General features: G+C 63.6%; 26 protein-coding genes. 10 read left to right on the top strand and 16 right to left on the bottom strand.

All coding sequences use genetic code 11. From position 1 onward, the window contains the following. The first annotated feature begins 128 nt into the window (after positions 1–128). Positions 129–1,790 (top strand): Na/Pi cotransporter family protein, encoded by a 1,662-nt coding sequence (locus IE126_RS16990; protein WP_189381683.1) that lies wholly within the window; start codon positions 129–131, stop codon positions 1,788–1,790. Positions 1,791–1,796: 6 nt separating this feature from the next. On the opposite strand, the gene ubiB is transcribed toward IE126_RS16990, so the two are convergent. Then, entirely contained in the window at positions 1,797–3,320 is a 1,524-nt protein-coding gene (ubiB, locus tag IE126_RS16985; RefSeq protein ID WP_108130615.1) for a 2-polyprenylphenol 6-hydroxylase, read from the bottom strand. Next, the gene (gene ubiE / locus IE126_RS16980) at positions 3,320–4,069 is read right to left on the bottom strand and encodes a bifunctional demethylmenaquinone methyltransferase/2-methoxy-6-polyprenyl-1,4-benzoquinol methylase UbiE (protein WP_108130623.1); all 750 of its coding nucleotides are present in this window, start codon (positions 4,067–4,069) and stop codon (positions 3,320–3,322) included. Before ubiE ends, ubiB begins: the two co-directional genes overlap by 1 nt. Before the next feature lie 94 nt (positions 4,070–4,163). On the opposite strand from ubiE, the gene mutM reads away from it, so the two are divergent. The 9 genes from mutM (at position 4,164) to gyrB (ending at position 14,201) form a co-directional block, all read left to right on the top strand. Next, a complete protein-coding gene (mutM, locus tag IE126_RS16975) occupies positions 4,164–5,015 on the top strand; it encodes a bifunctional DNA-formamidopyrimidine glycosylase/DNA-(apurinic or apyrimidinic site) lyase (RefSeq protein WP_189381682.1) in 852 nt (283 codons plus the stop codon). A gap of 72 nt (positions 5,016–5,087) precedes the next feature. Further along, a complete protein-coding gene (locus IE126_RS16970; protein ID WP_054301981.1) occupies positions 5,088–5,864 on the top strand; it encodes an enoyl-CoA hydratase in 777 nt (258 codons plus the stop codon). A 149-nt stretch (positions 5,865–6,013) separates the two neighbouring features. Continuing rightward, entirely contained in the window at positions 6,014–6,280 is a 267-nt protein-coding gene (rpsT, locus tag IE126_RS16965; RefSeq protein WP_054301982.1) for a 30S ribosomal protein S20, read from the top strand. Between the two features lie 511 nt (positions 6,281–6,791). Then, positions 6,792–8,168, top strand: a complete 1,377-nt coding sequence (gene dnaA, locus IE126_RS16960; RefSeq protein ID WP_189381681.1) for a chromosomal replication initiator protein DnaA — start codon at positions 6,792–6,794, stop codon at positions 8,166–8,168. 156 nt (positions 8,169–8,324) lie between these two features. After that, the gene (gene dnaN / locus IE126_RS16955; RefSeq protein ID WP_054304107.1) at positions 8,325–9,443 is read left to right on the top strand and encodes a DNA polymerase III subunit beta; all 1,119 of its coding nucleotides are present in this window, start codon (positions 8,325–8,327) and stop codon (positions 9,441–9,443) included. Positions 9,444–9,525: 82 nt separating this feature from the next. Then, positions 9,526–10,617: a DNA replication/repair protein RecF gene (recF, locus tag IE126_RS16950; protein ID WP_189381680.1), complete on the top strand. Its 1,092-nt coding sequence runs from the start codon at positions 9,526–9,528 to the stop codon at positions 10,615–10,617. Further along, the gene (locus IE126_RS16945) at positions 10,614–11,042 is read left to right on the top strand and encodes a VOC family protein (protein ID WP_108130611.1); all 429 of its coding nucleotides are present in this window, start codon (positions 10,614–10,616) and stop codon (positions 11,040–11,042) included. The genes recF and IE126_RS16945 overlap by 4 nt, the downstream gene beginning before the upstream one ends. A 7-nt stretch (positions 11,043–11,049) precedes the next feature. Next, positions 11,050–11,670, top strand: a complete 621-nt coding sequence (locus IE126_RS16940; protein ID WP_054304110.1) for a LysE family translocator — start codon at positions 11,050–11,052, stop codon at positions 11,668–11,670. A gap of 80 nt (positions 11,671–11,750) precedes the next feature. Further along, positions 11,751–14,201, top strand: coding sequence for a DNA topoisomerase (ATP-hydrolyzing) subunit B (gene gyrB / locus IE126_RS16935; RefSeq protein ID WP_189381679.1), 2,451 nt, complete (start codon positions 11,751–11,753; stop codon positions 14,199–14,201). 2 nt (positions 14,202–14,203) lie between these two features. On the opposite strand, the gene IE126_RS16930 is transcribed toward gyrB, so the two are convergent. The 14 genes from IE126_RS16930 to IE126_RS16865 form a co-directional block, all read right to left on the bottom strand. Then, positions 14,204–14,533: a hypothetical protein gene (locus tag IE126_RS16930; protein WP_189381678.1), complete on the bottom strand. Its 330-nt coding sequence runs from the start codon at positions 14,531–14,533 to the stop codon at positions 14,204–14,206. Beyond that, on the bottom strand, positions 14,530–15,612 hold the full coding sequence (locus tag IE126_RS16925) for an EscU/YscU/HrcU family type III secretion system export apparatus switch protein (protein ID WP_189381677.1): 1,083 nt from the start codon (positions 15,610–15,612) through the stop codon (positions 14,530–14,532). Before IE126_RS16925 ends, IE126_RS16930 begins: the two co-directional genes overlap by 4 nt. Next, positions 15,609–16,382, bottom strand: a complete 774-nt coding sequence (locus IE126_RS16920; protein WP_189381676.1) for a flagellar biosynthetic protein FliR — start codon at positions 16,380–16,382, stop codon at positions 15,609–15,611. The genes IE126_RS16925 and IE126_RS16920 overlap by 4 nt, the downstream gene beginning before the upstream one ends. After that, positions 16,379–18,439: a flagellar biosynthesis protein FlhA gene (gene flhA, locus IE126_RS16915; protein WP_189381675.1), complete on the bottom strand. Its 2,061-nt coding sequence runs from the start codon at positions 18,437–18,439 to the stop codon at positions 16,379–16,381. The genes IE126_RS16920 and flhA overlap by 4 nt, the downstream gene beginning before the upstream one ends. 10 nt (positions 18,440–18,449) lie before the next feature. Continuing rightward, positions 18,450–19,124, bottom strand: coding sequence for a transglycosylase SLT domain-containing protein (locus tag IE126_RS16910; RefSeq protein WP_229825604.1), 675 nt, complete (start codon positions 19,122–19,124; stop codon positions 18,450–18,452). Positions 19,125–19,197: 73 nt separating this feature from the next. Next, entirely contained in the window at positions 19,198–20,046 is an 849-nt protein-coding gene (locus IE126_RS16905) for an alpha/beta hydrolase (RefSeq protein ID WP_189381674.1), read from the bottom strand. Next, a complete protein-coding gene (locus tag IE126_RS16900) occupies positions 20,043–20,474 on the bottom strand; it encodes a CoxG family protein (protein ID WP_054304118.1) in 432 nt (143 codons plus the stop codon). Before IE126_RS16900 ends, IE126_RS16905 begins: the two co-directional genes overlap by 4 nt. A 12-nt stretch (positions 20,475–20,486) precedes the next feature. Continuing rightward, a complete protein-coding gene (locus IE126_RS16895; RefSeq protein ID WP_189381673.1) occupies positions 20,487–21,296 on the bottom strand; it encodes an aspartate dehydrogenase in 810 nt (269 codons plus the stop codon). Next, positions 21,283–21,984: an ABC transporter ATP-binding protein gene (locus IE126_RS16890; protein ID WP_054304120.1), complete on the bottom strand. Its 702-nt coding sequence runs from the start codon at positions 21,982–21,984 to the stop codon at positions 21,283–21,285. Before IE126_RS16890 ends, IE126_RS16895 begins: the two co-directional genes overlap by 14 nt. Then, on the bottom strand, positions 21,978–22,733 hold the full coding sequence (locus IE126_RS16885; RefSeq protein ID WP_054304121.1) for an ABC transporter ATP-binding protein: 756 nt from the start codon (positions 22,731–22,733) through the stop codon (positions 21,978–21,980). Before IE126_RS16885 ends, IE126_RS16890 begins: the two co-directional genes overlap by 7 nt. Further along, complete coding sequence (locus IE126_RS16880) at positions 22,730–23,701, bottom strand: branched-chain amino acid ABC transporter permease (protein WP_054304122.1); 972 nt, start codon at positions 23,699–23,701, stop codon at positions 22,730–22,732. The genes IE126_RS16885 and IE126_RS16880 overlap by 4 nt, the downstream gene beginning before the upstream one ends. Positions 23,702–23,704: 3 nt before the next feature. Then, positions 23,705–24,619, bottom strand: coding sequence for a branched-chain amino acid ABC transporter permease (locus tag IE126_RS16875; RefSeq protein ID WP_054304123.1), 915 nt, complete (start codon positions 24,617–24,619; stop codon positions 23,705–23,707). A 66-nt stretch (positions 24,620–24,685) separates the two neighbouring features. Further along, positions 24,686–25,843 (bottom strand): ABC transporter substrate-binding protein, encoded by a 1,158-nt coding sequence (locus tag IE126_RS16870; protein ID WP_054304124.1) that lies wholly within the window; start codon positions 25,841–25,843, stop codon positions 24,686–24,688. Between the two features lie 84 nt (positions 25,844–25,927). After that, positions 25,928–26,476, bottom strand: coding sequence for a 3-hydroxyanthranilate 3,4-dioxygenase (locus IE126_RS16865; RefSeq protein WP_054304125.1), 549 nt, complete (start codon positions 26,474–26,476; stop codon positions 25,928–25,930). Positions 26,477–26,488 lie beyond the last annotated feature (12 nt).

Genomic DNA, 26,488 nt, shown 5'->3' with positions numbered 1-26,488 from the left:
TGCCCAGCCTGATGCCGGATCGCCCGGCGGGTCGACCCCCGCCGCTCATCAGGCTACACCGGGTTTTGTAACGTTTTTATGACAGGCTGCCGTAGCAACGCCGAATTGGCCGCGGATCAAGAGACAAGATGACCGAAAGCTCCCCCCTGCTGTTCCTGATCCATGTTTCCGGCGCTGCCGCGCTGCTGCTGTGGGCGGTGCGTCTTGTGCGCACCGGGGTGGAGCGTGGTTGGTCAGTGCAATTGCGCAAGCTGTTGCGGCATGGGGCGGAGAACCGGCTTTTCTCTGCCGGTATCGGCGTCATGGCGGCGGTTCTGCTGCAAAGCTCTACCGCCGTTGCGATTCTGACCGCGAATTTCGTGGCCTCCGGCGCGCTTCCTGCGGTGGCGGGGCTGGCGACCATGCTGGGCGCCGATGTGGGGTCGGCCATCGTGGCGCAGCTTCTGATGACCCGCGCCGACTGGCTGGTGCCGCTCTTGCTGATCGGCGGGGTCGGGCTGTTCCTGAAGGGCAAACAGCGTCATTCGCGTATGGGCGGGCGCATCCTGATCGGGCTGGCGCTGGTTTTCGTGTCCCTGTCGATGCTGCGCGATGCGACAGAGCCGTTGCGGGACAGCCCGGCGCTGGTTGCGGCCATGGGCTATCTGGGCGGCGATCCGATGACGGCCTTCGTCATCGGCGCGTTACTGGCGTGGATGATGTATTCCTCGGTCGCAGCGGTGCTGCTGTTCGTCACACTGGCGGCGCAGGGCGTTCTGCCTGTCACGGCGGGCGTCGCCATGGTGCTGGGCGCCAATCTGGGCGGTGCGGTTATCGCCTATATGCTGACACTCGGCGCAGAACTTGCGGCACGGCGGGTAATCCTTGCCAATCTGGTGCTGCGCGGCGGCGGGGCCCTGATTGCACTGATCCTGCTGCTGCTGCTGGCGCCACCGCTGGAAATGATCGGCGCCACGCCAGCAAGGCAGGTGATCAACCTGCATCTGCTGTTCAACCTTGCACTGGCCCTGATCGCGCTGCCGCTCGTTGGCCCAATCCTGCGTGCGGTATCCGCCTGGGTGCAGGCCCCGGCTGATGCTGCGCAACTGACCCGGCTGTCAGCGCTCGACCCGGTGGCATTGACCAAGCCTGACCGGGCGCTGGCCTGCACCGCACGCGAGGTGCTGATGATGGGCGAGATGGTCGAGGCGATGCTGCGGCCCGTCATCTCGCTTTTCCAGAAATGGGATGACGACACCGCCGCCGCCATCAAGACCAAAGAGGCCGAAATCAGCCGGATGCACCTTGAGGTGAAGCTGTATCTGGCCCGCATCCAGCGCGCGGCACCGGATGAGGATACCAATGGCCGTGTGATGGAACTGGCGGAAATGGCAGTCAACATGGATGGCGCCAGCAACACGATCAGCGATTCCATCGTGGGTCTGGCCAAGCGGCTGGATCAGGAGGGCACGCGCTTTTCCACGACCGGCTGGAAGGAGCTATGCGATTTCCACGACCGTGTCCTGTCTAACGCGCAGGCCGCGCTGAACGTGCTGATGACGCTGAACCCCGATGCCGCCCGCGCGCTGGTCGAGGAAAAGGACCATGTGCGCGATCTGGAACAACAGTTGCAGCGGTCGCATCTGGAACGACTGCGCGAGGGGCTTTCCGAAAGCATCGAGACCTCAAGCGTGCATCAGGAGACGTTGCGCGCGTTGAAACAGGTGAACTCGGCCTTCACCATGATCGCCTATCCGATCCTGTCGGAAACCGGCGACCTGCTGTCGAGTCGGCTCAGCAAGGCAAGCTGAACCGCCTCAGACCAGTGCGCCCAGAACCACACCTGCCCCGACCAGCGCGCCCCCCGCCAGCATCCAGAGCGCAGGATGCAGCGGGCGTTTCGGCTCGGCCTCGGGGCGCGACTGGCGCACAAGCTGCGCCTCGACCAAGGCGGGCAATTTCGGCCCGAACCGGCCCAGAACCTGCGCCGTCTGCACCAGATCACGCAGCAGGGCGCGAGGGCCGATGTTGGTCTTGATATAGCCCTCCACCACCGGGCGGGCGACCTGCCAGATGTTGATATGCGGGTCCAGACCGCGCGCCACACCCTCAACCACCACCATGGTGCGCTGCAAGAGGATCAGCTCGGTCCGGGTTTGCATTCCGAAGCGTTCCGTCACCTCGAACAGATAGGCCAGCAGCCGCGCCATCGAAATGCGGCTGGCCTCCATGCCGAAGATCGGCTCACCCACAACCCGGAGTGCGCGGGCAAATTCGTCGATGTCGCGGTCGGCGGGCACATAGCCGGCCTCGAAATGCACTTCGGCGACGCGGCGGTAATCCTTGCGGATGAAGCCGAACAGGATCTCGGCATAGACCCGGCGGGTATAGTCATCCAGCCGCCCCATGATCCCGAAATCATAGGCGATGATCGCCCCGTCAGCCCCGACCTTCAGGTTGCCCTGATGCATGTCGGCGTGGAAGTAGCCGTCGCGTAGCGCATGGCTCAGGAACAATTCCAGCACCCGCGCGCCCAGCGCCACGCGGTCATGCCCGGCAGCATCCAGCGCGGCATTGTCGGCCAGCGCGATACCCTCGGCCCAGCCCAGCGTCATCACATTGCGGCTGGACAGCGCCCAGACGGGTTTCGGCACCCGGAATCCCGCATCGCCTTCGGTATTGGCCGCAAATTCGGCGGCGGCGGCGGCTTCCAGCCGCAGGTCAAGTTCGCCCATCACCACGCCCTCGAAATGGGCGATGACATCCTTGGGCCGCAACCGGCGCGAGGCGGGCGAGATCAGTTCGATCGCCTGCGCGGCGAACCAGAAGGCATCAATGTCCTTGCGAAAGGCGCGTTCGATGCCGGGACGCAAGACCTTGACCGCCACTTCCTCGCCGGTATCGGCCAGACGCGCACGATGCACCTGCGCGATAGAGGCGGCAGCCACAGGTTCGGAAAATTCGCTGAACTCCGCCGGGACCGAGATACCCAATTCGTCCTCCACCATCCGCTTGGCGGTTTCCACCGGGAAGGGGGGCAGCTTGTCTTGCAGGTATTTCAGCTGCTCGGCCAGTTCCTCGCCCACGATGTCAGGGCGGGTCGAAAGGATCTGGCCGAACTTGATATAGGCCGGGCCCAGCGCGGTCAGCGCGCGGGTCGTCGGCGGCAGCGCCGGGTCGCCCTTCAGCCCCAGCCATTTGAACGGCCAGCCCAGCACGCGTGCGACGGCACGCAGACGCGGCGGCGCATCCATCGCAGCCAGAACCTGCCCGATGGCGCCCGTGCGTTCCATCGTGGCCAGCGTCCGTACGAGGCGGATGATGTTGTGCGGCCCACGCATCAGATCTTCCAGCCGGAATGCAGCGCGGCAATGCCCATGGTCAGGTTGCGATACTTCACCTGCCCGAAGCCCGCCTGCCGGATCATCCCGGCAAAGGTTTCCTGATCAGGGAACTTACGGATGCTTTCCACCAGATACTGATAGCTGTCACGGTCCCCCGCGATCACCTGCCCCATCACCGGGATCAGGTTGAAGCTGTAAAGGTCATAGGCCTTCTGCATCAGATCATTGGGGATCTGACTGAATTCCAGCACCATCAGCCGCCCGCCGGGGCGCAGCACACGGAACGCCTCGTTCAGCGCATCCTGCACGCGGGTCACGTTCCGGATGCCGAAGCTGATCGTGTAGACATCGAAGGTATTGGCCTTGAAGGGCAGCGCCATCGCATCGCCCACCACCCAATCCAGCCGGTCGGCCATGCTGTCCGCCTCGGCCCGCTGGCGGCCTTCGACCAGCATCGACTCGGTCATGTCCAGCACGGTGGCATGGGCGCCCGGCGCGCGCTTGAGATAGCGGAAGGACACATCGCCCGTGCCGCCCGCCACATCCAGAAGCTTCGTCCCCGGACGCGGGGCCAACCAGTCCATCATCGCATCCTTCCAGATGCGGTGGATGCCAAGGCTCATGGCGTCGTTCATCACGTCGTATTTGCTGGCGACGCGGGTGAAGACACCATGCACCATCCCGGCCTTTTCGGCCTCATTCACCGTCTGAAAGCCGAAATGGGTGGTTTTCTGATCGTCGGTCATCGGATACTCGCAGGGCTTGCCGTCGCGGCGCTGGACCCCCTTATAGGCCAGAGCGCGCCCGCCGCAATGCGCCGATCTGTCCGAAGGGGAAACCATGCCCGAACTGCCCGAGGTTGAAACCGTCCGCCGTGGCCTTTTGCCGGTGATGGAGGGGCAGGTGATCGCCCGCGCGCAGGTGAACCGCCCCGACCTGCGCTGGCCCTTCCCGCCCGGCATGGCCGACCGGCTGACCGGGGCCAGGGTGAACACCCTGCGGCGTCGGTCAAAATACATCCTGGCCGATCTTTCGACCGGCGAGACGCTGCTGATCCATCTGGGCATGTCGGGGCGCATGCTGATTTCCGGCGCGCAGATCGGTGCGTTTCACCATGACCACCCCGCCCCTGCGAAGCACGATCATGTCGTGCTGGATATGGAGGGCGGCGCCCGCGTCACCTTCAACGATGCCCGCCGCTTTGGCGCGATGGATCTGCTGCCAACGGCGGGGGCCGAGGCGCATCCGCTGTTGTCCGTGCTGGGGCCGGAGCCTCTGGGCAACGATTTCCACGAGCATTATCTGGCCTCCCGCCTGAAAGGCCGTGCCACGCCAGTCAAATCGGCACTGCTGGATCAACACCTGGTGGCGGGGCTGGGGAACATCTACGTCTGCGAGGTGCTGTTCCGCGCCGGTATCCACCCTGCCCGCTTTGCGCGCGACATTTCGCCCGCAGAGGCCGCGCGCCTTGTGCCGCTGATCCGCGAGGTTCTGGCCGAAGCGATCGAGGCGGGCGGCTCGTCGCTGAAGGATTACCGGCAAGCCGATGGCGAACTGGGCTATTTCCAGCACAGCTTCCGGGTCTATGACCGCGAGGGTCAGCCCTGCACGACGCCCGGTTGCACGGCACATCTGCACCGGATAGTGCAATCGGGGCGGTCAAGCTTCTTCTGCCCCGTCTGCCAGAAGTAACGTCGGGACTGCGGGCTTGCACGTTTCCGTGAGGCTGATAGGACTCGGCCCAGACCAAAGGGGAGCCTCCGCATGGCCTATGAAACGCTGATCGTCGAGATCGAGGATTATATCGCGCTGATCCGCCTGAACCGGCCGGACGCGCTGAATGCGCTGAACAGCAAGCTGCTTTCCGAACTGGCGGTGGCGCTGGGTGAGGCCGACAAGGACGATTCGGTGCGCTGCATCGTGATCACCGGATCGGAAAAAGCCTTTGCCGCCGGGGCCGACATCAAGGAAATGTCGGAAAAATCCTTTGTCGAAATGTTCGGCGAGGATTTCTTCGCCCGCGAATCCGACGCCATCATGCGCACCCGCAAGCCGATCATCGCGGCCGTTTCCGGCTATGCGCTGGGCGGCGGCTGCGAACTGGCCATGGCCTGTGATTTCATCATCGCCTCGGACACCGCGAAATTTGGCCAGCCCGAGATCAACCTTGGCGTAGTGGCCGGAATCGGCGGCACCCAGCGCCTGACCCGCTTTGTCGGCAAGTCGAAGTCGATGGACATGCACCTGACCGGCCGCTTCATGGATGCCGCCGAGGCCGAACGCTCGGGCCTGGTCAGTCGCGTGGTCCCCGCCAAGGATCTGCTGACAGAAGCGAAGAAGGCCGCCGCCAAGATCGCCGAGAAATCCATGCTGACCAGCATGGCGGTGAAGGAATGCGTGAACCGCAGCTATGAAACCACGCTGCGCGAAGGCATCCTGTTCGAACGCCGGGTGTTCCATGCCCTGTTCGCGACCGAGGATCAGAAGGAAGGCATGGCCGCCTTCCTTGAAAAGCGGCAGCCGCAGTTCCGCGACCGCTGATTCCGCTTCCCTTCGCCGGGAATCTGACCTATAGGCCCACGGTACATGCGCGTGGGCCCGCTTAGGCAAGAATCATGACCTTCCCCGAGGGGACGGTTGCCTTGGGTCTATTGCAGCAACCGCAACATACGACCTGAAGGATTCAGCCCATGGCCAATACGCCCCAGTCCAAGAAACGCGCCCGTCAGTCCGAAGCGCGTTATGCCGTCAACAAGGCCCGCCGCTCGCGCATCCGTACCTACCTGCGCAAGGTCGAGGAAGCCATTGCCTCGGGCGACCAGACCGCTGCCGCCGAAGCCCTGAAGAATGCCCAGCCGGAACTGGCCCGCGGCGTGACCAAAGGTGTTCTGCACAAGAACACCGTGGCGCGCAAAATGTCGCGTCTGGCCTCGCGCGTGAAGGCTCTGAACGCCTGATCTGCCCGAATCTGCCGTGACATGAAGGTCACGCCCTAAGCGCGCCAAATGGCGCGCTTTTTGCGTTTTCAAGCCCATTTTCACGCATTTTCAGCGTTTCTTCATGGGTTCGTGGCACGTTTGCACGCGACTCGGGATTCGCTGCCACAAAGTTCTGTCAACAACGAAGTTCGGTTGCAGGCGCCGCGTGCGGCGGGCTAGCTTGGCCCTGCGATTCCGCTGTCCTGGGGGACAACCAAGATCGTGATCCGAATCCACGGGCTGCCGCCCTGCATGCTGCCCATGCAGGGAACCGGGCTTTGATCGCGGTCACTTATGACATGGCCTGCGCTATTTTTGCGCAGAATACGCCATTTGGCGCACATGACCGGAGCTTCCGGCCGTGGCGTGCCCGTCGTTCCCCCCTGATCACGCGAAAAGCGCGCGGCGTTGCCGCGAAGTATGTGGGGATCGGGCGCCGTATGCGCCCCAACGTAGCCAAAAGAACGGCACGGGACGGGTTGAAAAGAGAATGACAAACGAGACTTGGGGCGAGATTCGTGAGCAACTGGAAAAAAGGCTGGGCAAGCACAACTACACGACCTGGATCGAGCCGCTGAAGCTTTCCGCGCTGAAGAACGGCGTCGCGCATTTCGAAGTGCCGACCACCTTCTTCGGTGACTGGGTGTCGCGCAACTATGGCGAACATATCCGCACCCATCTGAACGCAGCCGGGGCCGAGATCGTCCGCCTGGAATTTGCCGTGGGTTCCGCTGGCGCGGCGCCCGCCAAACCTGCCCGTGCCGCAGCCGCGGCGCCGCGTGCCGCCGAAAAGCCCACCGCCCGCTCCCGCGCGCGCGACGAGGATCTGCCGGGCGCGCCGCTGGATGCCCGTTTCACCTTCGACAGTTTCGTGGTCGGCAAACCCAATGAGCTCGCCCATGCCGCCGCGCGCCGCGTGGCCGAAGGCGGGCCGGTGACCTTCAACCCGCTGTTCCTGTATGGCGGCGTCGGCCTCGGCAAGACGCACCTGATGCATGCCATCGCGCATGAACTTCAGCAGCGCAAACCGGAACTCCGCGTGCTCTATCTGTCCGCAGAACAGTTCATGTACCGCTTCGTGCAATCGCTGCGCGACCGTTCTGTCATGGATTTCAAGGAGATGTTCCGCTCGGTCGACGTTCTGATGGTTGATGACGTTCAGTTCATCGCCGGCAAGGATTCGACACAGGAAGAGTTCTTCCACACGTTCAACGCGCTGGTCGACCAGAACAAGCAGATCGTGATTTCCGCCGACCGCGCGCCGGGCGAGATCAAGGATCTGGAGGAACGGATCAAGAGCCGCCTGCAATGCGGCCTCGTGGTGGACCTGCACCCGACCGATTACGAGCTGCGTCTTGGCATCCTGCAACAGAAGGCCGAGTTCTACCGCGATCAGTACAAGGGTCTGGTAATCGCGCCGGGCGTGCTGGAGTTTCTGGCTCATCGCATCAGCACCAACGTCCGTGTGCTGGAAGGTGCGCTGACCCGCCTGTTCGCTTTCGCAAGCCTTGTCGGCCGCGAGATCACGCTGGATCTGACGCAGGATTGTCTTGCCGATATCCTGCGCGCCTCGGACCGCAAGGTAACCATCGAGGAAATCCAGCGGAAGGTGGCCGAACACTACAACATCCGTCTCAGCGACATGATCGGACCGAAGCGCCTGCGCAACATCGCCCGCCCGCGTCAGGTGGCTATGTATCTGGCGAAGCAGCTGACCCCGCGCAGCCTGCCGGAAATCGGTCGCCGCTTCGGCGGGCGCGACCACACCACCATCATGCATGGGGTCCGCAAGATCGAGGAGCTGATGGCCACCGACAGCCAGCTGGCCGATGATCTGCAACTGTTGCGGCGCCTTTTGCAGGGCTGAAGGCCCTTCAAAAGGCGGGGCAGGAATGCAACGCCGGGCAATGCAGGGCCGCCGTGACTTGACGGCCCCGCCGTTCCGGCCGAATGTCGCCGAAATTGCTTGAGAACCGGCGGGAACCGGCTAATTTTGGTATCCCGCAAGCGAAGGATGACAGGGATGAAGATCAGCATTGAACGCGGCACGCTGCTCAAGGCCGTGGCTCAGGCGCAGTCGGTGGTGGAACGGCGCAATACCATCCCGATCCTCGCCAATGTGCTGATGGAGGCCGAGGGCGATCAGGTCAGCTTCCGCGCCACCGACCTTGACATCGAGGTGGTGGACCGCGCCCCCGCCATGGTGGAACGCCCCGGTGCCACCACCGTCTCGGCCGTGATGCTGCATGAAATCGTGCGCAAGCTGCCTGATGGCGCGCTGGTCACGCTGGCCGACGATCCGGCGGCTGGCCGACTGACGGTGACGGCGGGCAAATCGACCTTCAATCTGGCGACGCTGCCGAAAGAAGATTTCCCGGTCATGGCCTCGTCGGAATATGCGACGAATTTCGCAGCCCCGGCCCCGGTGCTGCGCCGTCTGTTCGACAAGGCGAAATTCGCCATCTCGACCGAGGAAACCCGTTATTATCTGAACGGCGTCTACATGCATGTCTCGACCGGCGAGGATGGCCCGGTGCTCCGGTGCGTGGCAACCGACGGACACCGCCTTGCCCGGATCGACGCCGCTCTTCCCCCCGGGGCCGAGGGCATGCCCGGTGTGATCGTGCCGCGCAAGACGGTGAACGAGTTGCGCAAGCTGCTGGACGATGACGAAGCACAGATCGCGGTTTCGGTCTCCGAGACCAAGGTGCGCTTTGCGACGCCAGCCATCACCATGACCTCGAAAGTCATCGACGGCACCTTCCCCGATTACACCCGCGTCATCCCGATGAACAACTCGCGCCGGCTGGAGGTGGATGCCACCGATTTTGCCAAGGCGGTTGACCGTGTGGCAACCGTGTCGTCGGAACGCTCGCGCGCCGTGAAGCTGAGCCTCGATGAAGACCGGCTGATCCTGTCAGTCAACGCGCCTGACAGCGGCGCCGCCGAGGAAGAACTGGCGGTGGCCTACGGGGATGAGCGGCTGGAGATCGGCTTCAACGCCAAGTACCTGCTGGAAATTGCGAGCCAGGTGGACCGTGAAAATGCGGTGTTCCTGTTCAATTCTTCGGGCGATCCGACGCTGATGCGCGAAGGCAATGACACTTCGGCAGTCTATGTTGTGATGCCGATGCGCGTCTGACACCGTCAGGGCAGACCGGGCAACGGCGGCACCTGTGGCCGCCGTTTTTTGAGTATTTGGGCAAGAAGCAAAAGGGGTTCGGGTGAGCGGTCTGGCGATCCTGACGCTTCAGCTTTCGCATTTCCGCAGCCATCGCGCTGCGCGGCTGGAGTTCGACGGGCGGCCGGTGGCGCTGGTCGGAGCCAATGGCGCGGGCAAGACCAATATCCTTGAAGCGGTATCGCTGCTGTCGCCCGGTCGCGGATTGCGGCGCGCGGCGGTCGAGGATCTGGCACGGCGGCCCGAGGCGATCGGCTGGAAAGTTGCCGCCACCGTGGCGGGCTTGAGCGCGGCGCATGAGCTGGAAACCTGGGCCGAAGGCGGACCGCGACAGGTGCGCGTGGATGGCAAGACCGCGCCGCAACTGGCACTCGCGCGCATTCTGCGCATGGTCTGGCTGGTACCTGCGATGGACCGGCTGTGGATCGAGGCGGCAGAGGGGCGGCGGCGGTTTCTGGATCGCTCGGTGCTGAGCTTTGCGCCGGATCATGCCGAAGCGGTGCTGGCTTACGAAAAGGCCATGCGCGACCGCAACCGGCTGTTGAAGGACGAGGTGCGCGACCCGCATTGGTATGGCGCACTGGAGGCGCAGATGGCCGCCTCAGCTGCGGTGATTGCGGCAAACCGCGCCGATGCGCTGGCACGTCTGATGGCAGCGCAGGAGGGGGCGGAGACGGCTTTTCCCCGTGCATCACTGACGCTGGTTCACCCCGAAGGCGAGGTGGATGACCTTGCCACGGCGCTGGCGGAAAACCGGCGCCGTGACTTGGCGGCGGGGCGCACACTGCTGGGGCCACATCGTGTTGATCTGCAAGCTGTGTTCAGCGCCAAGGGCGTACCCGCCGATCAATGTTCAACAGGCGAGCAGAAGGCACTGCTGATCAGCCTGATGCTGGCGAATGCGCGGGCGCTGGCCACCGATCTGGGCCGCCCACCGATCCTTTTGCTGGATGAAGTGGCCGCGCATCTGGACGCAGGGCGTCGTGCCGCACTTTATGACGAGATCTGCGCCCTGGGTGCGCAAGCGATCATGACCGGGACGGAGCCGGGACTGTTTGACAGTCTGGGTGCGCGCGGGCAAAGCTTCGCCATCGCCGATGACATCGGCCAGTGGAGCATCCGGGAGGTGCCATGACCCCGCAGCGCGTGACGCTGATTACCCTTGGTGTGACCGATCTGGCCGCCGCGCGTGCGTTTTATGCCCGCCTCGGCTGGCAGGAGCATGCGCAAAGCCAACCGGGTGTGGCCTTCTTCCAGATCAACGGCATGGCGCTCGCACTGTTCGGACGCGAAGATCTGGCAGAGGATCAGGGCCGTAAGGGTGCCACGCTCGGTACCGGGGCGATCACCTTGGCGCAGAACTTTGCCACCGAGGCAGAGGTGGACGCGGCCTTTGCCGCAGCGCTGGCCGCCGGGGCCACCGCGCTGAAGGCGCCAGAGAAGGTGTTCTGGGGCGGCTATTCCGGCTATTGGGCCGACCCGGATGGGCATGTCTGGGAAGTGGCCATGAACCCGTTCTGGCCGCTGGAGGCCGACGGCTCGCTTCACCTGCCGGAGTAAACCGATCTTGAGCATCAGCTTCTGGCAATTGTTCGTCTATGCAGGCGGCATGGCGGCGCTGTGGGCCATTCCCGGCCCGGTCTGGGTTGCCCTGACGGCACGCGCTTTGTCCGGCGGGTTCGCCGCCGCATGGCCGCTCGCGGTGGGCGTGGCACTGGGCGATCTGTTCTGGCCGCTGAGTGCCATCCTGGGTCTGAGCTGGATCACCACGCTTTACGGCGATCTTCTGGGCCTCCTGCGCTGGGTCGCAGCGGCAATCTTTCTGGTCATGGGCGTGCTGCTGCTGCGCAAGAAACCGCAGGCGCCGGGCAGTGACAGCCGACTGACGCGGCCTGGCCTCTGGGCCGGGTTCTCCGTCGGACTGGCAGCGGTGATCGGCAATCCCAAGGCGATCCTGTTCTACATGGGCGCGCTGCCCGGCTTCTTCGATCTGGGGCGGCTGACGGTGGCGGATATCATCGCTATCATCACGATTTCCGCCCTTGTGCCGATGCTGGGCAACCTTGGCCTCGCCCTGTTTCTGGACCGCGCGCGCGCGCTTTTGTCCAGCCCGAAGAACCTGCACCGGCTGAACGTCGGGTCGGGCGTGATGCTGATTGCGGTGGCGCTGTTGATCCCCTTCCTTTGATGGCCAATTCCGCCCCCTAGGGGTGACATTCCCGACCCCAGCCGCTATAAGTCGCGGACAATTCGAGGGATGTTCGATACATGGCCGAAGCCGCGAAGAAGCCGAGTGAATACGGCGCCGATTCCATCAAGGTTCTCAAGGGGTTGGAGGCCGTTCGCAAGCGCCCCGGCATGTATATCGGCGACACCGATGATGGCAGCGGCCTGCATCACATGGTCTACGAGGTCGTGGATAACGGCATCGACGAGGCGCTGGCGGGCCACGCCGATTATGTGCATGTGAAAATCCACGCCGATGACAGTGTTTCGGTGCGCGACAACGGGCGTGGCATTCCGGTCGACATGCACGCGGAAGAGGGCGTTTCGGCGGCCGAAGTCATCATGACGCAACTGCACGCGGGCGGAAAATTCAACAACACCGATGACGGTGGCAATGCCTACAAGGTCTCGGGCGGTCTGCATGGCGTCGGCGTCTCTGTGGTGAATGCGCTGTCGGAATGGCTGGAACTGACGGTATGGCGCAATGACACTGAATATCGCGCGCGGTTTGAACACGGCGAATGCGTGGTGCATGTGCATGAAGTTGGCCCTGCACCGGGGCAACGCGGCACCGAGGTGCGGTTTCTCGCTTCGGCCAAGACCAACCGCCCCGATGGCACTTTTTCCAATCTCGACTACAGCTTCAAGACGCTGGAAACCCGGCTGCGCGAACTGGCCTTCCTGAACTCGGGAGTACGGATCATCCTTGAGGATGATCGTCATGCCGAGCCGGTCAGGACCGAGCTCTATTATGATGGCGGCGTTCGGGAATTCGTGAAATATCTCGACCGCTCAAAGACTTCGGTCATGCAGGAGCCCATCTATATGGTGGGCGAACGCAGCGGAATCGGCGTCGAGGTGGCAATGTGGTGGAATGACAGCTACCATGAAACCGTATTGCCGTTCACAAACAACATCCCGCAGCGCGACGGCGGCACCCACCTTGCGGGTCTGCGCGGCGCGCTGACGCGGACTATCACCAAATATGCGCAGGACAGCGGCATCGCCAAACGCGAGAAGGTCGATTTCACCGGCGACGACGCGCGCGAGGGATTGACCTGCGTGCTGAGCGTGAAGGTGCCGGACCCCAAATTCTCCAGCCAGACCAAGGACAAGCTGGTTTCGTCGGAGGTGCGACCCGCCGTCGAGAACCTCGTGAACGAAAAGCTGGCCGAGTGGTTCGAGGAAAATCCGGCACAGGCCAAGATCATCGTCGGCAAGATCATCGAGGCCGCGCTGGCCCGTGAAGCCGCGCGCAAGGCGCGCGAACTGACGCGGCGCAAGACGGCGATGGATGTCGCCTCGCTGCCCGGCAAGCTGGCCGATTGTCAGGAAAAAGATCCTGCGCTGTCAGAACTGTTCATCGTCGAGGGCGACTCGGCCGGTGGTTCCGCCAAGCAGGGTCGCTCGCGGAAGCAACAGGCGGTGCTGCCCCTGCGTGGCAAGATCCTCAACGTCGAACGCGCGCGGTTTGACCGGATGCTGTCGTCCGAAACCGTGGGCACGCTGATCACAGCCCTGGGCACCGGAATCGGTCGCGACGAGTTCGACATCGGTAAGCTGCGTTATCACAAGATCATCATCATGACCGACGCCGACGTTGACGGCGCCCATATCCGCACCCTCTTGCTGACCTTCTTCTACCGGCAGATGCCCGCGATCATCGAGGGCGGGTTCCTGTATATCGCGCAGCCGCCACTCTACAAGGTTTCTCGTGGCAAATCAGAGGTTTATCTGAAGGATCAGGCCGCCTTCGAGGATTACCTGATCGAACAGGGCACCGATGGCGCCGTGCTGCGCCTTGGTGACGGGACCGAGATTGCCGGGGCCGATCTGGGCCGCGTAGTCGATGGCGCCCGCGCCTTCCGCCGCGTGCTGGAGGCTTTCCCGACGCACTACCCGCGCAACATCCTGGAACAGGCTGCACTCGCGGGGGCTTTCGATGCGGGTCGCGCCGATGCCGATCTTCAAGCCGTGGCCGAATCCGTCGCGCGGCGGCTGGATGCGGTGGCAGTGGAGTATGAGCGTGGCTGGCAGGGCCGCATCACCCAGGACCACGGTATCCGCCTCAGCCGCGTGCTGCGCGGGGTCGAGGAGCTGCGCACGCTGGACGGTGCCGTCCTGCGGTCTGGCGAGGCGCGCAAGCTGTCGCAGGTCGCGGGCGGTGTGAAGGAATATTTCGCCACCGAATCCCGTCTGGCCCGCAAGGACCGCGAACTGCCGATCCACGGGCCCGGCGATCTGCTGCGCGCCGTGCTGGCAGAGGGTGAGAAGGGCCTGACCCTGCAACGCTACAAGGGTCTGGGCGAAATGAACCCCGAACAGCTTTGGGAAACCACGCTGGACCCTGATGCCCGCACCCTGTTGCAGGTGCGCGTCGACGATGTGGCCGAGGCGGATGACCTGTTCACCAAGCTGATGGGCGACGTGGTAGAACCGCGTCGCGAGTTCATCCAGCAGAACGCGCTGAACGTCGAGAACCTCGACTTCTGAAGCTAGCGACGACCGGGCGTGGCCAGACGGTGCAACACCTCGGCCCGCCCGAAGGCCAGCCTCGCCTCTGCCTGCCGCTGCGCGACACTCACCATCTGCCGGGCCAACTGCATGTTGAGCTCGCGTCGTCGCTCATCGGCCCAGCGCTGATAGGACAGGGCAACCTGTGCCGCTGCCAGTGCGGGCAGATCGGATGCCGGCGGGGCCTCCAGCCCGGCGATAAGCGCGTGCGTCAGATCCCGATCTGCCGCAGCGCGGCGCAGATTTTCCAACGAACGGTCACGGATCAGATCGGTCAGCACCAGAAGCTGCCTGACCCGCCGCTCCTTCATTCCATCCTCCGTTTTGCACGTTTCCGCATCGCCTCGGCAAATCGGATCGCGGCTGCCACCGCCCGAAAGTGATCCTGCGGGATTTCATCGCCGATCCGCATCGTGGCATGCAGCGCACGCGCTGTGGGCGGATCGCTGTGCAACGGTACACCTGCCGCTGCCGCGCGTTCCCGAATCCGCGCCGCAATCTCATCCGTGCCCTTGGCAACACAGACCGGCGCCCGCCCGGAGGCTCGGCTCCACTTCAACGCAACCGCATAATGCGTGGGGTTCACGATCACCACGCTGGCCTCGCCCACATCCCGCAGCATCCGGTTGGTCGCAATCTCCTGCCCACGCTGCCGCCGTTGCGCCCTGGCCTGCGGATCGCCCTCCGTATCCTTATGCTCTTCCTTCATCTCCTGTCGGGACATGCGGTTCTGGCGGCGATGTTCATAGTGCTGCCACATGTAATCCAGCGCACCGATCACGATGGCTGTCAGCACCACCAGAAGCAGAAATCCGGTCAACAGATCATCCAGCACCAGAACCCCCTGTTCAGGCGACAGGTGCAGGGTCGCTACGATCTCGGCCAGCCGGCCAGCCAGAAAGACAGCCAGAAGACCACCAACGAGCGCCAGCTTGATCAGGTTCTTGCCAAAGTCGAACAGCCCCTTTCGCCCGAACTTTTGCGCCGCCGTCGCCACGGGCGAGATGCGCGACAGTTTCGGCAGCAGGTTGGCCGGTGTGAAAAGAAAGGCACGCTGCACCATCAGCATCAGCAAGACCAGCACGGCAGGCAGACCGAACACGGGCAGAAGCGGCAGTGCCAGCCCGGACATCCCGTTCGCGATTACCGCCTGCGCCCCTGCCGCCATCTGCTGCCCCAGAAGATCGGCATTTCCCAGAAAACCCGCCAGACGGGCCGCGAGCCCGGCCACAGCCCACCCCCCCGCCAGTACAAGGGCCAGCAGGAAGCCCGCATAGGCCGCGGCGGACAGAAGATCCTGGGATCTGGCAATCCTGCCTTCGCGGCGCTGATCGTCCAGCCGCTTTTGCGAGGCCTCGAACGTCTTGTCGTCACTGTCTTCACCACTCATGGCGCGGCCAGAGGATCAAGAAAATAGGCCTCTATGGCCGCGCCCCAGACGGGCAGGATAAGAGGCGCAGTCAGCGCGAACAGCGCCAGCCCCCCCAGGGTCAGGGCCGGTGCGCCGATGAAAGCCACCATCAATTGCGGCACCGCCTTGTTCACCACCCCTATGGCGATGTTGTAGATCAGCGATCCGATGACGAAGGGCGCCGCAAAACCAAGGCCGAGGCGGAATGATCGGCCGACCTGCCATAGCCCCCATTCCAGCAGATCGCCCGACGGCAGGATCGTCCCCAACGGGAAAGTAGCGTAACTTTCAACAAGATATTGTGCTGCGCGCACATGCAAATCCATCACCATGAAAAGCGTGATCCCAGCGAGGCTTAGCGCATGGCCCATTGCAGGTTGCGATTCCCCCATCCCGCCAAAGAATTGCGACAAGGATGTCGCCTGCGCGATAATCGCTCCTGCGGTTTGCAAGGCGAAGATGAAGAGACGCAGGCCGATCCCGAACATCAGGCCAATGGCCGGTTCCGACAGGAACAGGGAGAAGCCGATTGTGTCGGGCGGCATACCCTGCGGCATCACGACCGGCGCGACGACCAGCGTGAAAGCCAGTGCCGCCACAAGTTTGATACGAACTGGCAGCAGGGTTTCCCCGAAACCCGGCATCAGTGCGACCGTGCCGCCGACGCGCAGCAGCACCACGAAGGCCGCCGCGAACAGCGGTGCGGTAAAAGCACCCAGTTGTGACAGGAGGGCAAACAAATCCGTCATACCGGCACCGTGCCGACCATGGCGGGGCGGGCCTCCAGCCCGATTTCCTCGTAGGACAGCACCGGGGTGGTGAGACCACGCGCCGCAAGAACCGTGCGCAGGAACCTGCGCCGCAGGGTCGATGTGACGATCGCCGGAAAGGTGCCGCCCTCGGCCGCGCGCGACAGGCGTTCAGCCAGCGCATTCGCAAGCCGGCCAAACTGCTCGGGCGGCAGGGCGATATCGCGCAGACCACGCTCCCCTTCGATCTGGTAAGTGGAAAAAGTCTTCTCCCATTCGGGGGCAAGTTGCAGCAGCGGGATCGTGCCATCCTCCCGCTTCAGCTCGGCCACCAGTTGAAAGCCAAGCCGCTGGCGTACATGCTCACAGATTGCCTCCGGATTACCGAGGCCACGCGCTTCGGCAATCGCCTCTAGAATAAGCGGCAGATTGCGGATCGAGACACGCTCTTCCAGCAAGAGACGCAGAACCCCCAACAGCAGGTCGATCGGCACCTTGTCGGGGACCAGTTCGTCCAGTAACCGCCGGTTCGCTTCGGCACGGGCCGGATCACTGACCTTGACGAATTCGTCCAACAGGCGCCGCAACCCCTTCAGCGTCAGCAGCCGCGCCAGATTTGATTTCAGAACTTCCAGCAGATGCGTCGCCAGCACCTCTGCCGGGGTGACAACCGTCAGCCCCGCGATGGCCGCATCCTCCTGCCCATCGGCGGCAATCCAGCGGGCCGGTGCGCCATAGACCGGCTCACGCACCTCCAGCCCGTCAGGCGGCGGAATACCTTCAACCAACAGCGCCAGAACCCGGTCCGGCACAAGCCGGTCACGCACCCGCTCCACCCCCTGAAGGCGGATACGGTAGCTGCCGGGCGGGAGCAGCGCGTCATCGGTCAGCCGGATTTCCGGCAGGATGAGGCCGAAGCCCGTGGCGATATGGTTGCGCATGTTCTGGATGCGGGCATCCAGACCCGTTGCGGGGTCCAGCACCATCGGGATGAGGTTGGGGGCAAATTCAATGTGGATATCATCAAAATCCAAAAGGTCGCCCATGGATTTCCTCACGGGTTCGGCGGTCGGCTCCGCCCTGGCGGCCAGGGTCTTTGGCGGGCGGCGCAGACCCTGCCATGCCAGCCCACCCAGGGACGCGGCGCCCAGCATGAAGGGCAGGAAGGGCAGGCCGGGCACCAGCGCAAACAGCGCCAGCAGCAAGGCCACCGTACCCATCGCGGCCGGGTATTGCCCCAGCTGGCGGAAAAAGGACACATCCACAGCGCCTGTCGCCCCGCCGCGCGCAAGCAGGATTGCAGCCGCGACCGAGATCACCACGGCGGGAATCTGGCTCACCAGCCCGTCGCCGACCGTCAGGATGGCATAGGTTTCAAAGGCGCGGCCCGCAGGCATGCCATGGATGACGATGCCCATGACAAGACCCATCACGATATTCAGCCCGGTGATCAGAAGCCCCGCCACGGCGTCGCCCTTGACGAATTTCGAGGCACCATCCAGCGATCCGAAAAAGTTCGTCTCGGCCAGTTCACGCTCGCGTCTCGCCTTGGCCTCTTCATGGGTAATCGCCCCGGCGGCCATGTCAGCGTCGATGGCCAGCTGCTTGCCCGGCATACCGTCCAGGGCAAAGCGCGCACCCACCTCGGCCATGCGGCCCGCCCCCTTGGTGATGACGGTGAAGTTCACGATCATCAGCACGCAGAACACGACGACACCCAGCAACAGATTGCCGCCCATGATGAAATTTGCAAATCCTTCAATCACATGGCCGGCGGCGGCCGTGCCGGTATGACCTTGTCCGATGATCAGTTTGGTGGATGAGACGTTGAGCGCCAGCCGCAACATCAGTGAAGACAGAAGGATGGTCGGGAAGGCCGAGAAATCCAGCGGACGCTCAACGAACAGTGTCACGGTGAACATCAGGATCGCCAGGGCAAAGGAGACGGCCAGCCCGAGATCCAGCAACCAGGTCGGCACCGGCAGGATCATCATGCCGATTACCGCCATCAGGGCGAGGGCCAGCAGCACGGTGGGGCGGGGCAACAGGGCGGTCATCCCAGACACCTCAGGGCAGGCGCGCAAAGAGTGAGATGCCGCCCGCGCTGCGCGGCACCAGCGAGCCATGCCTGCCGCCTCCGCCTGCCTGCAACAGCGGGTATCGGTTCACACGCGGCCCAGCGTCGGCAGAGGCAAGCGTCAGTTCGGCTCGCGGTGAAGCGGCCAATCCGGCGCGGATTTCGCGAAACCGCTCGGTGTAGCGACGGGCATAAACCTCCGTTGCGGAGTGATAAGCGCCTGCCGCCGTCTCCCAATCGCCGCTTTCGTCGTATTTTGCCGCCAGATAATGCGCCGCATACAGCGCGTTCTCCTCCGGGTCGAACATGGAATCAAGCGATGGAAATGCACCGGAATGCCAGCGGTGATTGAGCTGGAAACACCCGATGTCGATATTGCTGACCCCCGCCTGCAACTGGCCTTCCACCCAGTCGCGAGCCGCTGCGGCACTGTCAAACCACTGTCCCTGCCCGCCCTGATTGACAGCCCAAGGCCAAGGGTCGAGCCTGCCGCCGCTGGCCCTGCCCGTTTCGGCCCGCGTCAGGGCCAGCAACACGTCCAGCGGAACGCCCGTTTCACGCGCCGCCCTTTCCGCCGCGCGGTCACACAAATCAGCGGCCCGCGCCAGCGCCAGCACAGGCATGGCAAGAAAACAGAGGCAGAGCAGCGCAAGCGCGTAGGGCATGAACCGGATTCTCCGATGGCACCATTCTGCACCAGCCTAGAATCCGAATCTTTCCAACAGGTAAGCGCCGCCCTCAGAACAGGGACAAAAGCATCCGCGACAACGGGGTCTGCGGCGCGCAGAGATCAAGGATCACATCGAAATGATGCCGTCCCGTCACCTGCAACAGCGGTGCGCCGGTCGCCTCGGCATAAGCCGCACTTTGGCGATGGAACCCCGCCGTCTCCTGCTCGGCGACAGCGACACCCAGCTTCAAGCCAGCGGGCGGCAAATGCCGCATCGGGCTGCAACCGGCGATCTGATCGGGGGTGAAGTTCATCCAGTCCTGCACATGCATGGCCGCCAGCGGGGCGAGTTCGAACAACCCGCTGATTGGCAACGCCCCGTGCAGCGGATGGGTGGGCATCCCGTAGCGTGCCGGCCAGTCCGGTGCAGCCAGCGCCCCGGCCAGGTGCCCGCCTGCGGAACTGCCCGCAACGACGATCCGGCGCCGGTCGATCCCGAGATCCGTCGCATTGTGCCAGAGCCAGGCGATGGACTGACGCACGTCATGCACGATCTCGACAATGCTGGCATCAGGTGCCAGCCGGTAATCCGGTGCGGCAGTTGCGATGCCCTGCGCCGCCAGCATAGGTGCCGCGAAGGTCGAATGCCCCTTCGACAACGCCCGCCAGTAGCCGCCATGTACAAAAACCATCAGCGGTCGTGGCGAGGCCGTGTCCGCGCCCAGCAGATCCAGCCGCTGCCCGGTCGTTTCATCAAAAAGCAGATCGGACTGACAGGGGAGCGTGGCACGCGCCGCCGCACTTGAATCGGCATAGGCCCGGATCGTCGCCTCGAAGGCTTCGGTCGTGCAACAGTCCCGCGCGGTGTAATCAGCCTCCAGCCTGTCCCGCGCCCACTCTGCTTCCTGATGGATCATGCGACCTTTGTGACCTCACTGCCTATCGTTTCAAAAAACTGTCCGCCGAGCTTCTGCGCCGCGCGGTTGATGACAAAATCACCAAGCCCGGCAATATTGATCCGCACATCAGCGGTGATCGTGTAGCGGACGCGCGTTCCGCCGTTTTCCGGCAGCAGCGTCACATTCACCAGGCCCTTGGCACGCTCGCGCAGGTTTGCCTCCATGCGCATTTTCTGCCCCGGCACCTCGTCATCGAGACGCAGCGTGCCGTTCACCACCCGCCGGAAAAAGGCGATCTCGACCGCGGCCTTCACCTGAAACAAAGTCGGCCCCTTGCGGCTAACCTCTTCACAGCCGGGGATCGCCTTTTTCAGCACTTGGGGATCGTGCAGGGCGCTCCACACGGCATCGGGTGCCGCGGCGATAAAGACGGTTTGTTCATTCATGGGCCGGTTCCTTCAGATGACGAGCGGGCTGGCGCGATTTTCGATCAGGCGCACCAATGAAAGTGCCGTCATTTCGGAGGATTTGGGGTTTGTTGCAAGAGGCCGGTTGTCAAAGACCGCCTCCATGCGGCCAAAAGCCCCCTCTGCGGTGATGCGGTGGCGGTTCACCGCCGCCTCCGGGTCGGCGATCAGGGCAACCGTGGTGCGGTCGAGCCCGATGCCGGCCAGCGCCGAAATCGCCGCCACATTGGCGTTTTGCGGAAAATCGGTGGCAGCCTGTCCGGCGGGGCCTTCGAAGAAGGTGGTCGCCTCGGTCAGCGCGTCGAGTTTCAGCAGCGTTTCGGCCGGGGTGCCTTTCCAGGCGCGGGGCGGCTTCACCACCTCGTGCCGCACGCGGTCCAGCGGCAGGCGCGCAGCCGCGGCCAGCGCATCAATACCGCCCAGTGCACCGGGCGGCACGATCAATTGCGCGCGGGACATGCGCGCGGCCCCGGTCAGCCGATCCAGCAAGGCCGGATCGACCAGCGCCGAGGTCGAGGAGACGGCCACATCAATCCCCGCTTCCAGAAGCGGCAGGGCCCAGGGGTCAACGGCAGCACGCCCCGCAACCTCGATCACCAGCGCGGGGCGCAGGGCGATCAGGCTGGCGGGATCGGAAACCTGTTCTACGCCCCGCGGCAACGGGCTGCGCAGGCTGCTGCCCTGCCGCAACCCCACTGCCAGCAACTTCACCGGCGCGCGACGCTCCGCCAGAAGATCAGCGACGCGCGATCCGATGGCTCCCCAGCCGATCAGCGCGATGGGCAGATCAAAGCCCGACATAGCCCCGCACCTTTTCGCTGTCGCGGTCCATGTCGGCGCCGGTGCCAACCCAGACGGTGCGCCCCTTTTCCACGATGTAATGCCGGTCGGCGAGCCGCTTCAGCACGCCAAGATTCTTGTCGATCAGCAGGATCGACTGCCCCTCGGCCTTCAGCCGCTCCACGCAATGCCAGATCTCGGTGCGGATCACCGGGGCGAGCCCCTCGGTCGCCTCGTCAAGGATCAGAAGGCGAGGATTGGTCATCAGCGCCCGCCCGACGGCAAGCATCTGCTGCTCTCCTCCCGACAGCGTGCCCGACACCTGGCCTGCCCTTTCGCGCAGACGGGGGAACAGGTCGTAGACCCGCTCCAGCGTCCAGGGATTATTGCGCTTCAAACGGTTCGCCGCCGTCGCCACAAGGTTTTCGCGCACGGTCAGGGTGCGGAAGATCTGCCGCCCCTCGGGCACCAGACCGGCACCGAGCCGGGCAATGCGTTCCGGCGTAAGGCCCAGCGTTTTCACGCCTTCGAACTCGATCTTTCCGCCCCGCGCGCCCAGAAGGCCCATGATACAGCGGACCGTCGTGGTTTTGCCCATGCCGTTGCGGCCCATCAGCGTGACCACCTCGCCGTCGCGAATGTCCAGATGAATGTCGAACAGCACCTGGCTGGCCCCATAGGCGGCTTTCAGTTCGGAAACGCTCAGCACAGTTCGTCCTCCGCACCCAGATAGGCCTCGCGCACCGCCGGATCGTTGCGGATTTCCTCGACCGAGCCCTGGGCGATGATCCGGCCATAGACCAGCACTGAAATCCGGTCGGCCAGCGCGAAGACGGCCTCCATGTCATGTTCGACCAGCAGGATGGCCGCTTCCTTGCTGATGTCGCGCAACATGCCGATCATCTGCTGGCTTTCCAGATGGCCCAGACCGGCCATCGGCTCGTCCAGCAAAAGCAGGCGCGGCTGCATCGCCATCGCGACCAGAAGCTCAAGCTGTTTCTTTTCGCCATGGCTCAGATCTGCCACCGCCACATCGGCGCGGTCGGCCAGTTGGCCCCCCGCCAGCAGGCGGTCGGTTTCGTCCCAGATCGCACGGCGCTTGCGCAGCGCATCCCAGATGCGAAAGTTGCCACCTTCGCGTACCTGAACAGCCATGCCGATATTCTCGCGCACCGTCATCTCGTCCAGCAGCGAGGTGATCTGGAAGGTCCGCCCCAACCCGAGGTCTACCCGCGCAGGCACCGGCAGATGGGTGATATCCCTCCCGGCCAGATGGATGGCGCCTTCGTTCGGCTGCAACTCGCCGCAAAGCTGGTTGATCAGCGTCGACTTGCCCGCGCCATTCGGCCCGATCAGGGCGTGAATTTCACCCGGCATGACCTCAAGGCTGACATTGTCGGTCGCCACCAGCCCGCCGAACCGCTTCACCAGATTTTCGATCTTCAGGATCGCAGTCATTTGCGGCCCCCCGTGAGACGCGTGACAAGCGCCATCAGCCCGCCCCTGGTGCCCAGAACGACCACCAGCAGGATCAGGCCCATGGCCAGCGGCCAGTGTTCCGACCACGAGGCCAGCACACTTTCCAGTGACAGCAGTGCGGCAGCGCCGAGGAACGGCCCGACCAGCGTGCCCACCCCGCCAAGAATGACCATGATCATCAGCTCGCCCGATTTGGTCCAGTGCATCATGTCAGGGCTGGCAAAGCGCAACACATTGACCATCAACGCCCCGGCCAGTCCGGCGCCCATGCCTGACAGGATGAAGGCGAACAGCTTGTAGCGGTAGGCCGGAATGCCAAGCGCGGCCATTCGACGCTCGTTCTGGCGGATGCCCGAGATCACCGTGCCGAAGCTGGATTTCGTCAGACGCCGCAGGCCCAGCGCGAAGGCGACGGTGATCGCCAGCACCACCCAATACATCACCGCCCGGTCACGGGTGTTGAGGAAGGGCAGCTCATTGGTGCGGCGCACGATGATCCCGTCCTCGCCGCCATAGGTTTTCAGCGAGACGAAAAGGAAGAACAGCATCTGCGCGAAGGCCAGCGTGATCATGATGAACTGCACACCGCCGGTTCGCAGGCTCAGCGCGCCGATGGCGGCGGCGAAGGCACCGCTGACAAGAATGGCGGCAGGCAGCGTGATCAGCATTTGTGTCGTACCGGGGATGAAACCCCAGAACAGCGTTTCGGTATCGGCGTGGTGATACAGGATGCCCACCACATACCCCCCGATCCCGAAGAAGGCGGCGTGACCAAAGCTGACCATCCCGCCATAGCCCAGAACGAAGTTCAGGCTGGCAGCGGCCATGCCATAGATCAGGATTCGCGAGGCCAGCGACAGAAGCGCGGATTGCCCGGTTGCCTGCGCGATGAACGGCAGCGCGGCCAGAAGGATCAGCAGGACGGCGGCAAGAATACGGCTGTTCATCGCTCAGCTCCCCGCCATGAACAGGCCCTTGGGCCGGACAAGAAGCACAAGTGCCATCAGAAGATAAATCCCCATGGACGAGATCCCGACGCCCAGCGCATCGGCCTCGGGACCGGCCATCACCTGCCGCAGCATACCGGGCAGGAAGGCACGCAGCATCGTGTCGATAACGCCCAGCGAGATACCGGCGACGAAGGCGCCCTTGATAGAACCGACACCGCCGATGACCACGACGACGAAGGTCGACAGCAGGATCTGCTCGCCCATCCCCACTTGCACCGCCAGCACCGGCCCGGCCAGAAATCCGGCCAACCCCGCCAGCAGCGCGCCAAGGCCGAAAACCAGCGTGTACAGCAGCCGGATGTCGACACCGAGCGCCCGCACCATCTCGCGGTTGGTCGATCCTGCGCGCACCAGCATGCCGATCCGCGTGCGGTTGATGATCAGGTAAAGCCCCAGCGCCACCAGAAGGCCGACCGCGATGATGAACAGACGGTAGCTCGGGTAAGGCAGGCCGGGAATGACCTCGACCGCGCCGGAAAACAGATCGGGCAGTTGGGTAAACATCGGCTGACGACCAAACAGCAGGATGATCGACTGGTTGAAGAACAGGATCAGACCAAAGGTCGCCAGAACCTGATCCAGATGGTCGCGGGCGTAAAGGCGCCGGATCACCACCGCCTCCATCACGAGCCCTGTCAGAGCGGCGGCAATCAGCGCCACAGGAACCCCCAGCCAGAAGCTGCCGGTCTGCATGGCGGCCAGCGTGCCCGCATAGGCGCCGATCATGTAAAGCGAGCCATGGGCGAGGTTGATCACACCCATGATGCCGAAAATCAGTGTCAGCCCCGCGGCCAGCAGGAACAGCATCACGCCATACTGCAAGCCATTGAGCAGTTGTTCGAGAAACAGGATCATACGCCCGCCCGATCAGATGTCTGGATTGTCAGGAAACAGGCCGGGGAAAACCCCGGCCCGGCATCGTCACATCTTGCACTCGGCAGCGTAGACGTCACCCACATCGTCACGCAGTTTTTCCTTGGTCACCCACATGGGCTTGCCATCCGGCCCGGCCACGATGTCGACCATGAACCAGTCTTGCACCGGGTGCTGGTTCGGTCCGAACTTGAAATCGCCGCGGGTCGAGGTGAAATCGGCCTCTTTCAGCGCGGCACGGAAGGCATCCAGATCGTCGATGCCGCCGGTCTTCTTCAGCGCCGAAGCGATCAGCAGACCCACGTCATAAGCTTGCTGACCATAGGTGGTCAGCGGCTTGTCGGGGTGCTTGGCGGCCCAGGCGGCGACCATGGCCTTGTTGGCCTCGTTGTCGAAGTCGGCATTCCAGTGCGTCGTGGCCTTCAGACCCACCGCCGCCTCGCCCACGGCATTCAGGATCACGCCATCAGCCGAAGGCTCGGACACGATCATCGGGATGTCTTTCGACAGGCCAGCCTGCACATATTGCTTGAGGAAGGCGATGCCCATGCCGCCGGGATGGAACTGGAACACCGCATCCGGCGCGGCGGCGCGGATCTGTGCCATTTCCGGCGCGAAATCGGTCTGTTCAAGCTGGGTGTAGATCTCGGTCACATCGCCACCGAATTCCCGCTTGAAGCCGGCGATGGCATCCTTGCCCGCCTGATAGTTGGGGGCCAGCGCCACGACCTTCTTGTAGCCCAGCGCCTTGGCCGCAGCCCCCGTCGCCTCGTGCAGCGAGTCGTTCTGCCAGCTGACCACGAAGTAATTCTTGTTGCAGCCCGCACCTGCGAGGTTCGAGGGACCGGCGTTCGGGCTGATGTAGATGGCGTCGTTTTCTACGACTTCCGGCACCGTCGCACCCGCGACGTTCGAGAAGATGATGCCGGTAATCAGCTTGATGCCTTCCTCGTTCATGAACTTGTCGGCGATCTGAAGGCCATTGCCGGGCTTCAGGCCATCATCCTCAACCACCAGTTCCACATCAACGCCACCCAGCTTGCCGCCTTCCTGATCGATGGCCAGTTGCAGGCCGTCCCGCACCTGTTCGCCCAGATATCCGGCCGGGCCGGACAGCGTGGTGATGACGCCAATCTTCAGCGGCTCGGCAAGCGACGGAAGGGTAGTCAGCGCGAGAAGGCTCGCTGCCGTCAGCAGTTTCTTCATTGATATCTCCCATGTTGGGGCCGTTTTGGCCTTGTTGTTGAAGGTAGCATGCCACAGCGGGCAAATATTTCAAGCATAAAATATCTAGAGCTTCACCCAACCCTCCGGCGGTTCCTTGCCCGGATGGATCGTGCCGCAATTCGGGCAAGTGCGCGCGGCCTCATCGGCGTAGAAGGCTTTGTAGATCGGCGGCAGGTCATCGACGATGCTTTCCAGATCAACCTCGGCCCGATGCACAAGGCTTTGACATTCAAAGCAATACCACTCCACCGCGTCAAGCGCGCCTTCCGGGCGGGCCGGTTCGATCACGAGGCCGATGCTGCCTTCCTGCGGGCGCTGCGGCGAGTGGCGCACATGCGCAGGCAGCAGGAAGATATCACCCTCGCGGATCGGCACATCGTAGAAATCGCCGGTTTTGGTATCATGCAGCTTCAGCAGCATGTCGCCCTTGAGCTGATAGAAAAACTCCTCCACCGGGTCATCGTGGTAATCGGTACGCTTGTTCGGACCACCGACCACGGTGACCATCAGGTCCGAATCCCTGAACACCATCTGGTTGCCGACCGGCGGTTTCAGCAGGTGTTTGTGTTCGTCGATCCATTTCTGGAAATTGAAGGCAGCGAGGCGGGTCATCGTGATCTCCCT

The sequence above is a fragment of the Gemmobacter nanjingensis genome (assembly GCF_014652195.1).
GTDB classification, from domain to species: domain Bacteria; phylum Pseudomonadota; class Alphaproteobacteria; order Rhodobacterales; family Rhodobacteraceae; genus Gemmobacter; species Gemmobacter caeni.
The sequence above is the reverse complement of the archived record's forward strand: the minus strand, read 5'-3'. Positions and strand labels throughout refer to the sequence as shown.

Coding starts and splice junctions, on each gene's coding strand:
- flhA (WP_189381675.1), bottom strand. CDS start 18,439: ATGACCGCCCTGTTGCCCCGCCCCACCGTGCTGCTGGCCCTCGCCCTG.
- IE126_RS16910 (WP_229825604.1), bottom strand. CDS start 19,124: ATGCCCTACGCGCTTGCGCTGCTCTGCCTCTGTTTTCTTGCCATGCCT.
- ubiB (WP_108130615.1), bottom strand. CDS start 3,320: ATGCGTGGGCCGCACAACATCATCCGCCTCGTACGGACGCTGGCCACG.
- IE126_RS16900 (WP_054304118.1), bottom strand. CDS start 20,474: ATGAATGAACAAACCGTCTTTATCGCCGCGGCACCCGATGCCGTGTGG.
- IE126_RS16885 (WP_054304121.1), bottom strand. CDS start 22,733: ATGACTGCGATCCTGAAGATCGAAAATCTGGTGAAGCGGTTCGGCGGG.
- ubiE (WP_108130623.1), bottom strand. CDS start 4,069: ATGACCGACGATCAGAAAACCACCCATTTCGGCTTTCAGACGGTGAAT.
- gyrB (WP_189381679.1), top strand. CDS start 11,751: ATGGCCGAAGCCGCGAAGAAGCCGAGTGAATACGGCGCCGATTCCATC.
- IE126_RS16870 (WP_054304124.1), bottom strand. CDS start 25,843: ATGAAGAAACTGCTGACGGCAGCGAGCCTTCTCGCGCTGACTACCCTT.
- dnaA (WP_189381681.1), top strand. CDS start 6,792: ATGACAAACGAGACTTGGGGCGAGATTCGTGAGCAACTGGAAAAAAGG.
- rpsT (WP_054301982.1), top strand. CDS start 6,014: ATGGCCAATACGCCCCAGTCCAAGAAACGCGCCCGTCAGTCCGAAGCG.
- IE126_RS16970 (WP_054301981.1), top strand. CDS start 5,088: ATGGCCTATGAAACGCTGATCGTCGAGATCGAGGATTATATCGCGCTG.
- IE126_RS16990 (WP_189381683.1), top strand. CDS start 129: ATGACCGAAAGCTCCCCCCTGCTGTTCCTGATCCATGTTTCCGGCGCT.
- IE126_RS16905 (WP_189381674.1), bottom strand. CDS start 20,046: ATGATCCATCAGGAAGCAGAGTGGGCGCGGGACAGGCTGGAGGCTGAT.
- IE126_RS16930 (WP_189381678.1), bottom strand. CDS start 14,533: ATGAAGGAGCGGCGGGTCAGGCAGCTTCTGGTGCTGACCGATCTGATC.
- IE126_RS16925 (WP_189381677.1), bottom strand. CDS start 15,612: ATGAGTGGTGAAGACAGTGACGACAAGACGTTCGAGGCCTCGCAAAAG.
- IE126_RS16895 (WP_189381673.1), bottom strand. CDS start 21,296: ATGTCGGGCTTTGATCTGCCCATCGCGCTGATCGGCTGGGGAGCCATC.
- IE126_RS16920 (WP_189381676.1), bottom strand. CDS start 16,382: ATGACGGATTTGTTTGCCCTCCTGTCACAACTGGGTGCTTTTACCGCA.
- mutM (WP_189381682.1), top strand. CDS start 4,164: ATGCCCGAACTGCCCGAGGTTGAAACCGTCCGCCGTGGCCTTTTGCCG.
- IE126_RS16875 (WP_054304123.1), bottom strand. CDS start 24,619: ATGATCCTGTTTCTCGAACAACTGCTCAATGGCTTGCAGTATGGCGTG.
- dnaN (WP_054304107.1), top strand. CDS start 8,325: ATGAAGATCAGCATTGAACGCGGCACGCTGCTCAAGGCCGTGGCTCAG.
- IE126_RS16865 (WP_054304125.1), bottom strand. CDS start 26,476: ATGACCCGCCTCGCTGCCTTCAATTTCCAGAAATGGATCGACGAACAC.
- IE126_RS16880 (WP_054304122.1), bottom strand. CDS start 23,701: ATGAACAGCCGTATTCTTGCCGCCGTCCTGCTGATCCTTCTGGCCGCG.
- IE126_RS16945 (WP_108130611.1), top strand. CDS start 10,614: ATGACCCCGCAGCGCGTGACGCTGATTACCCTTGGTGTGACCGATCTG.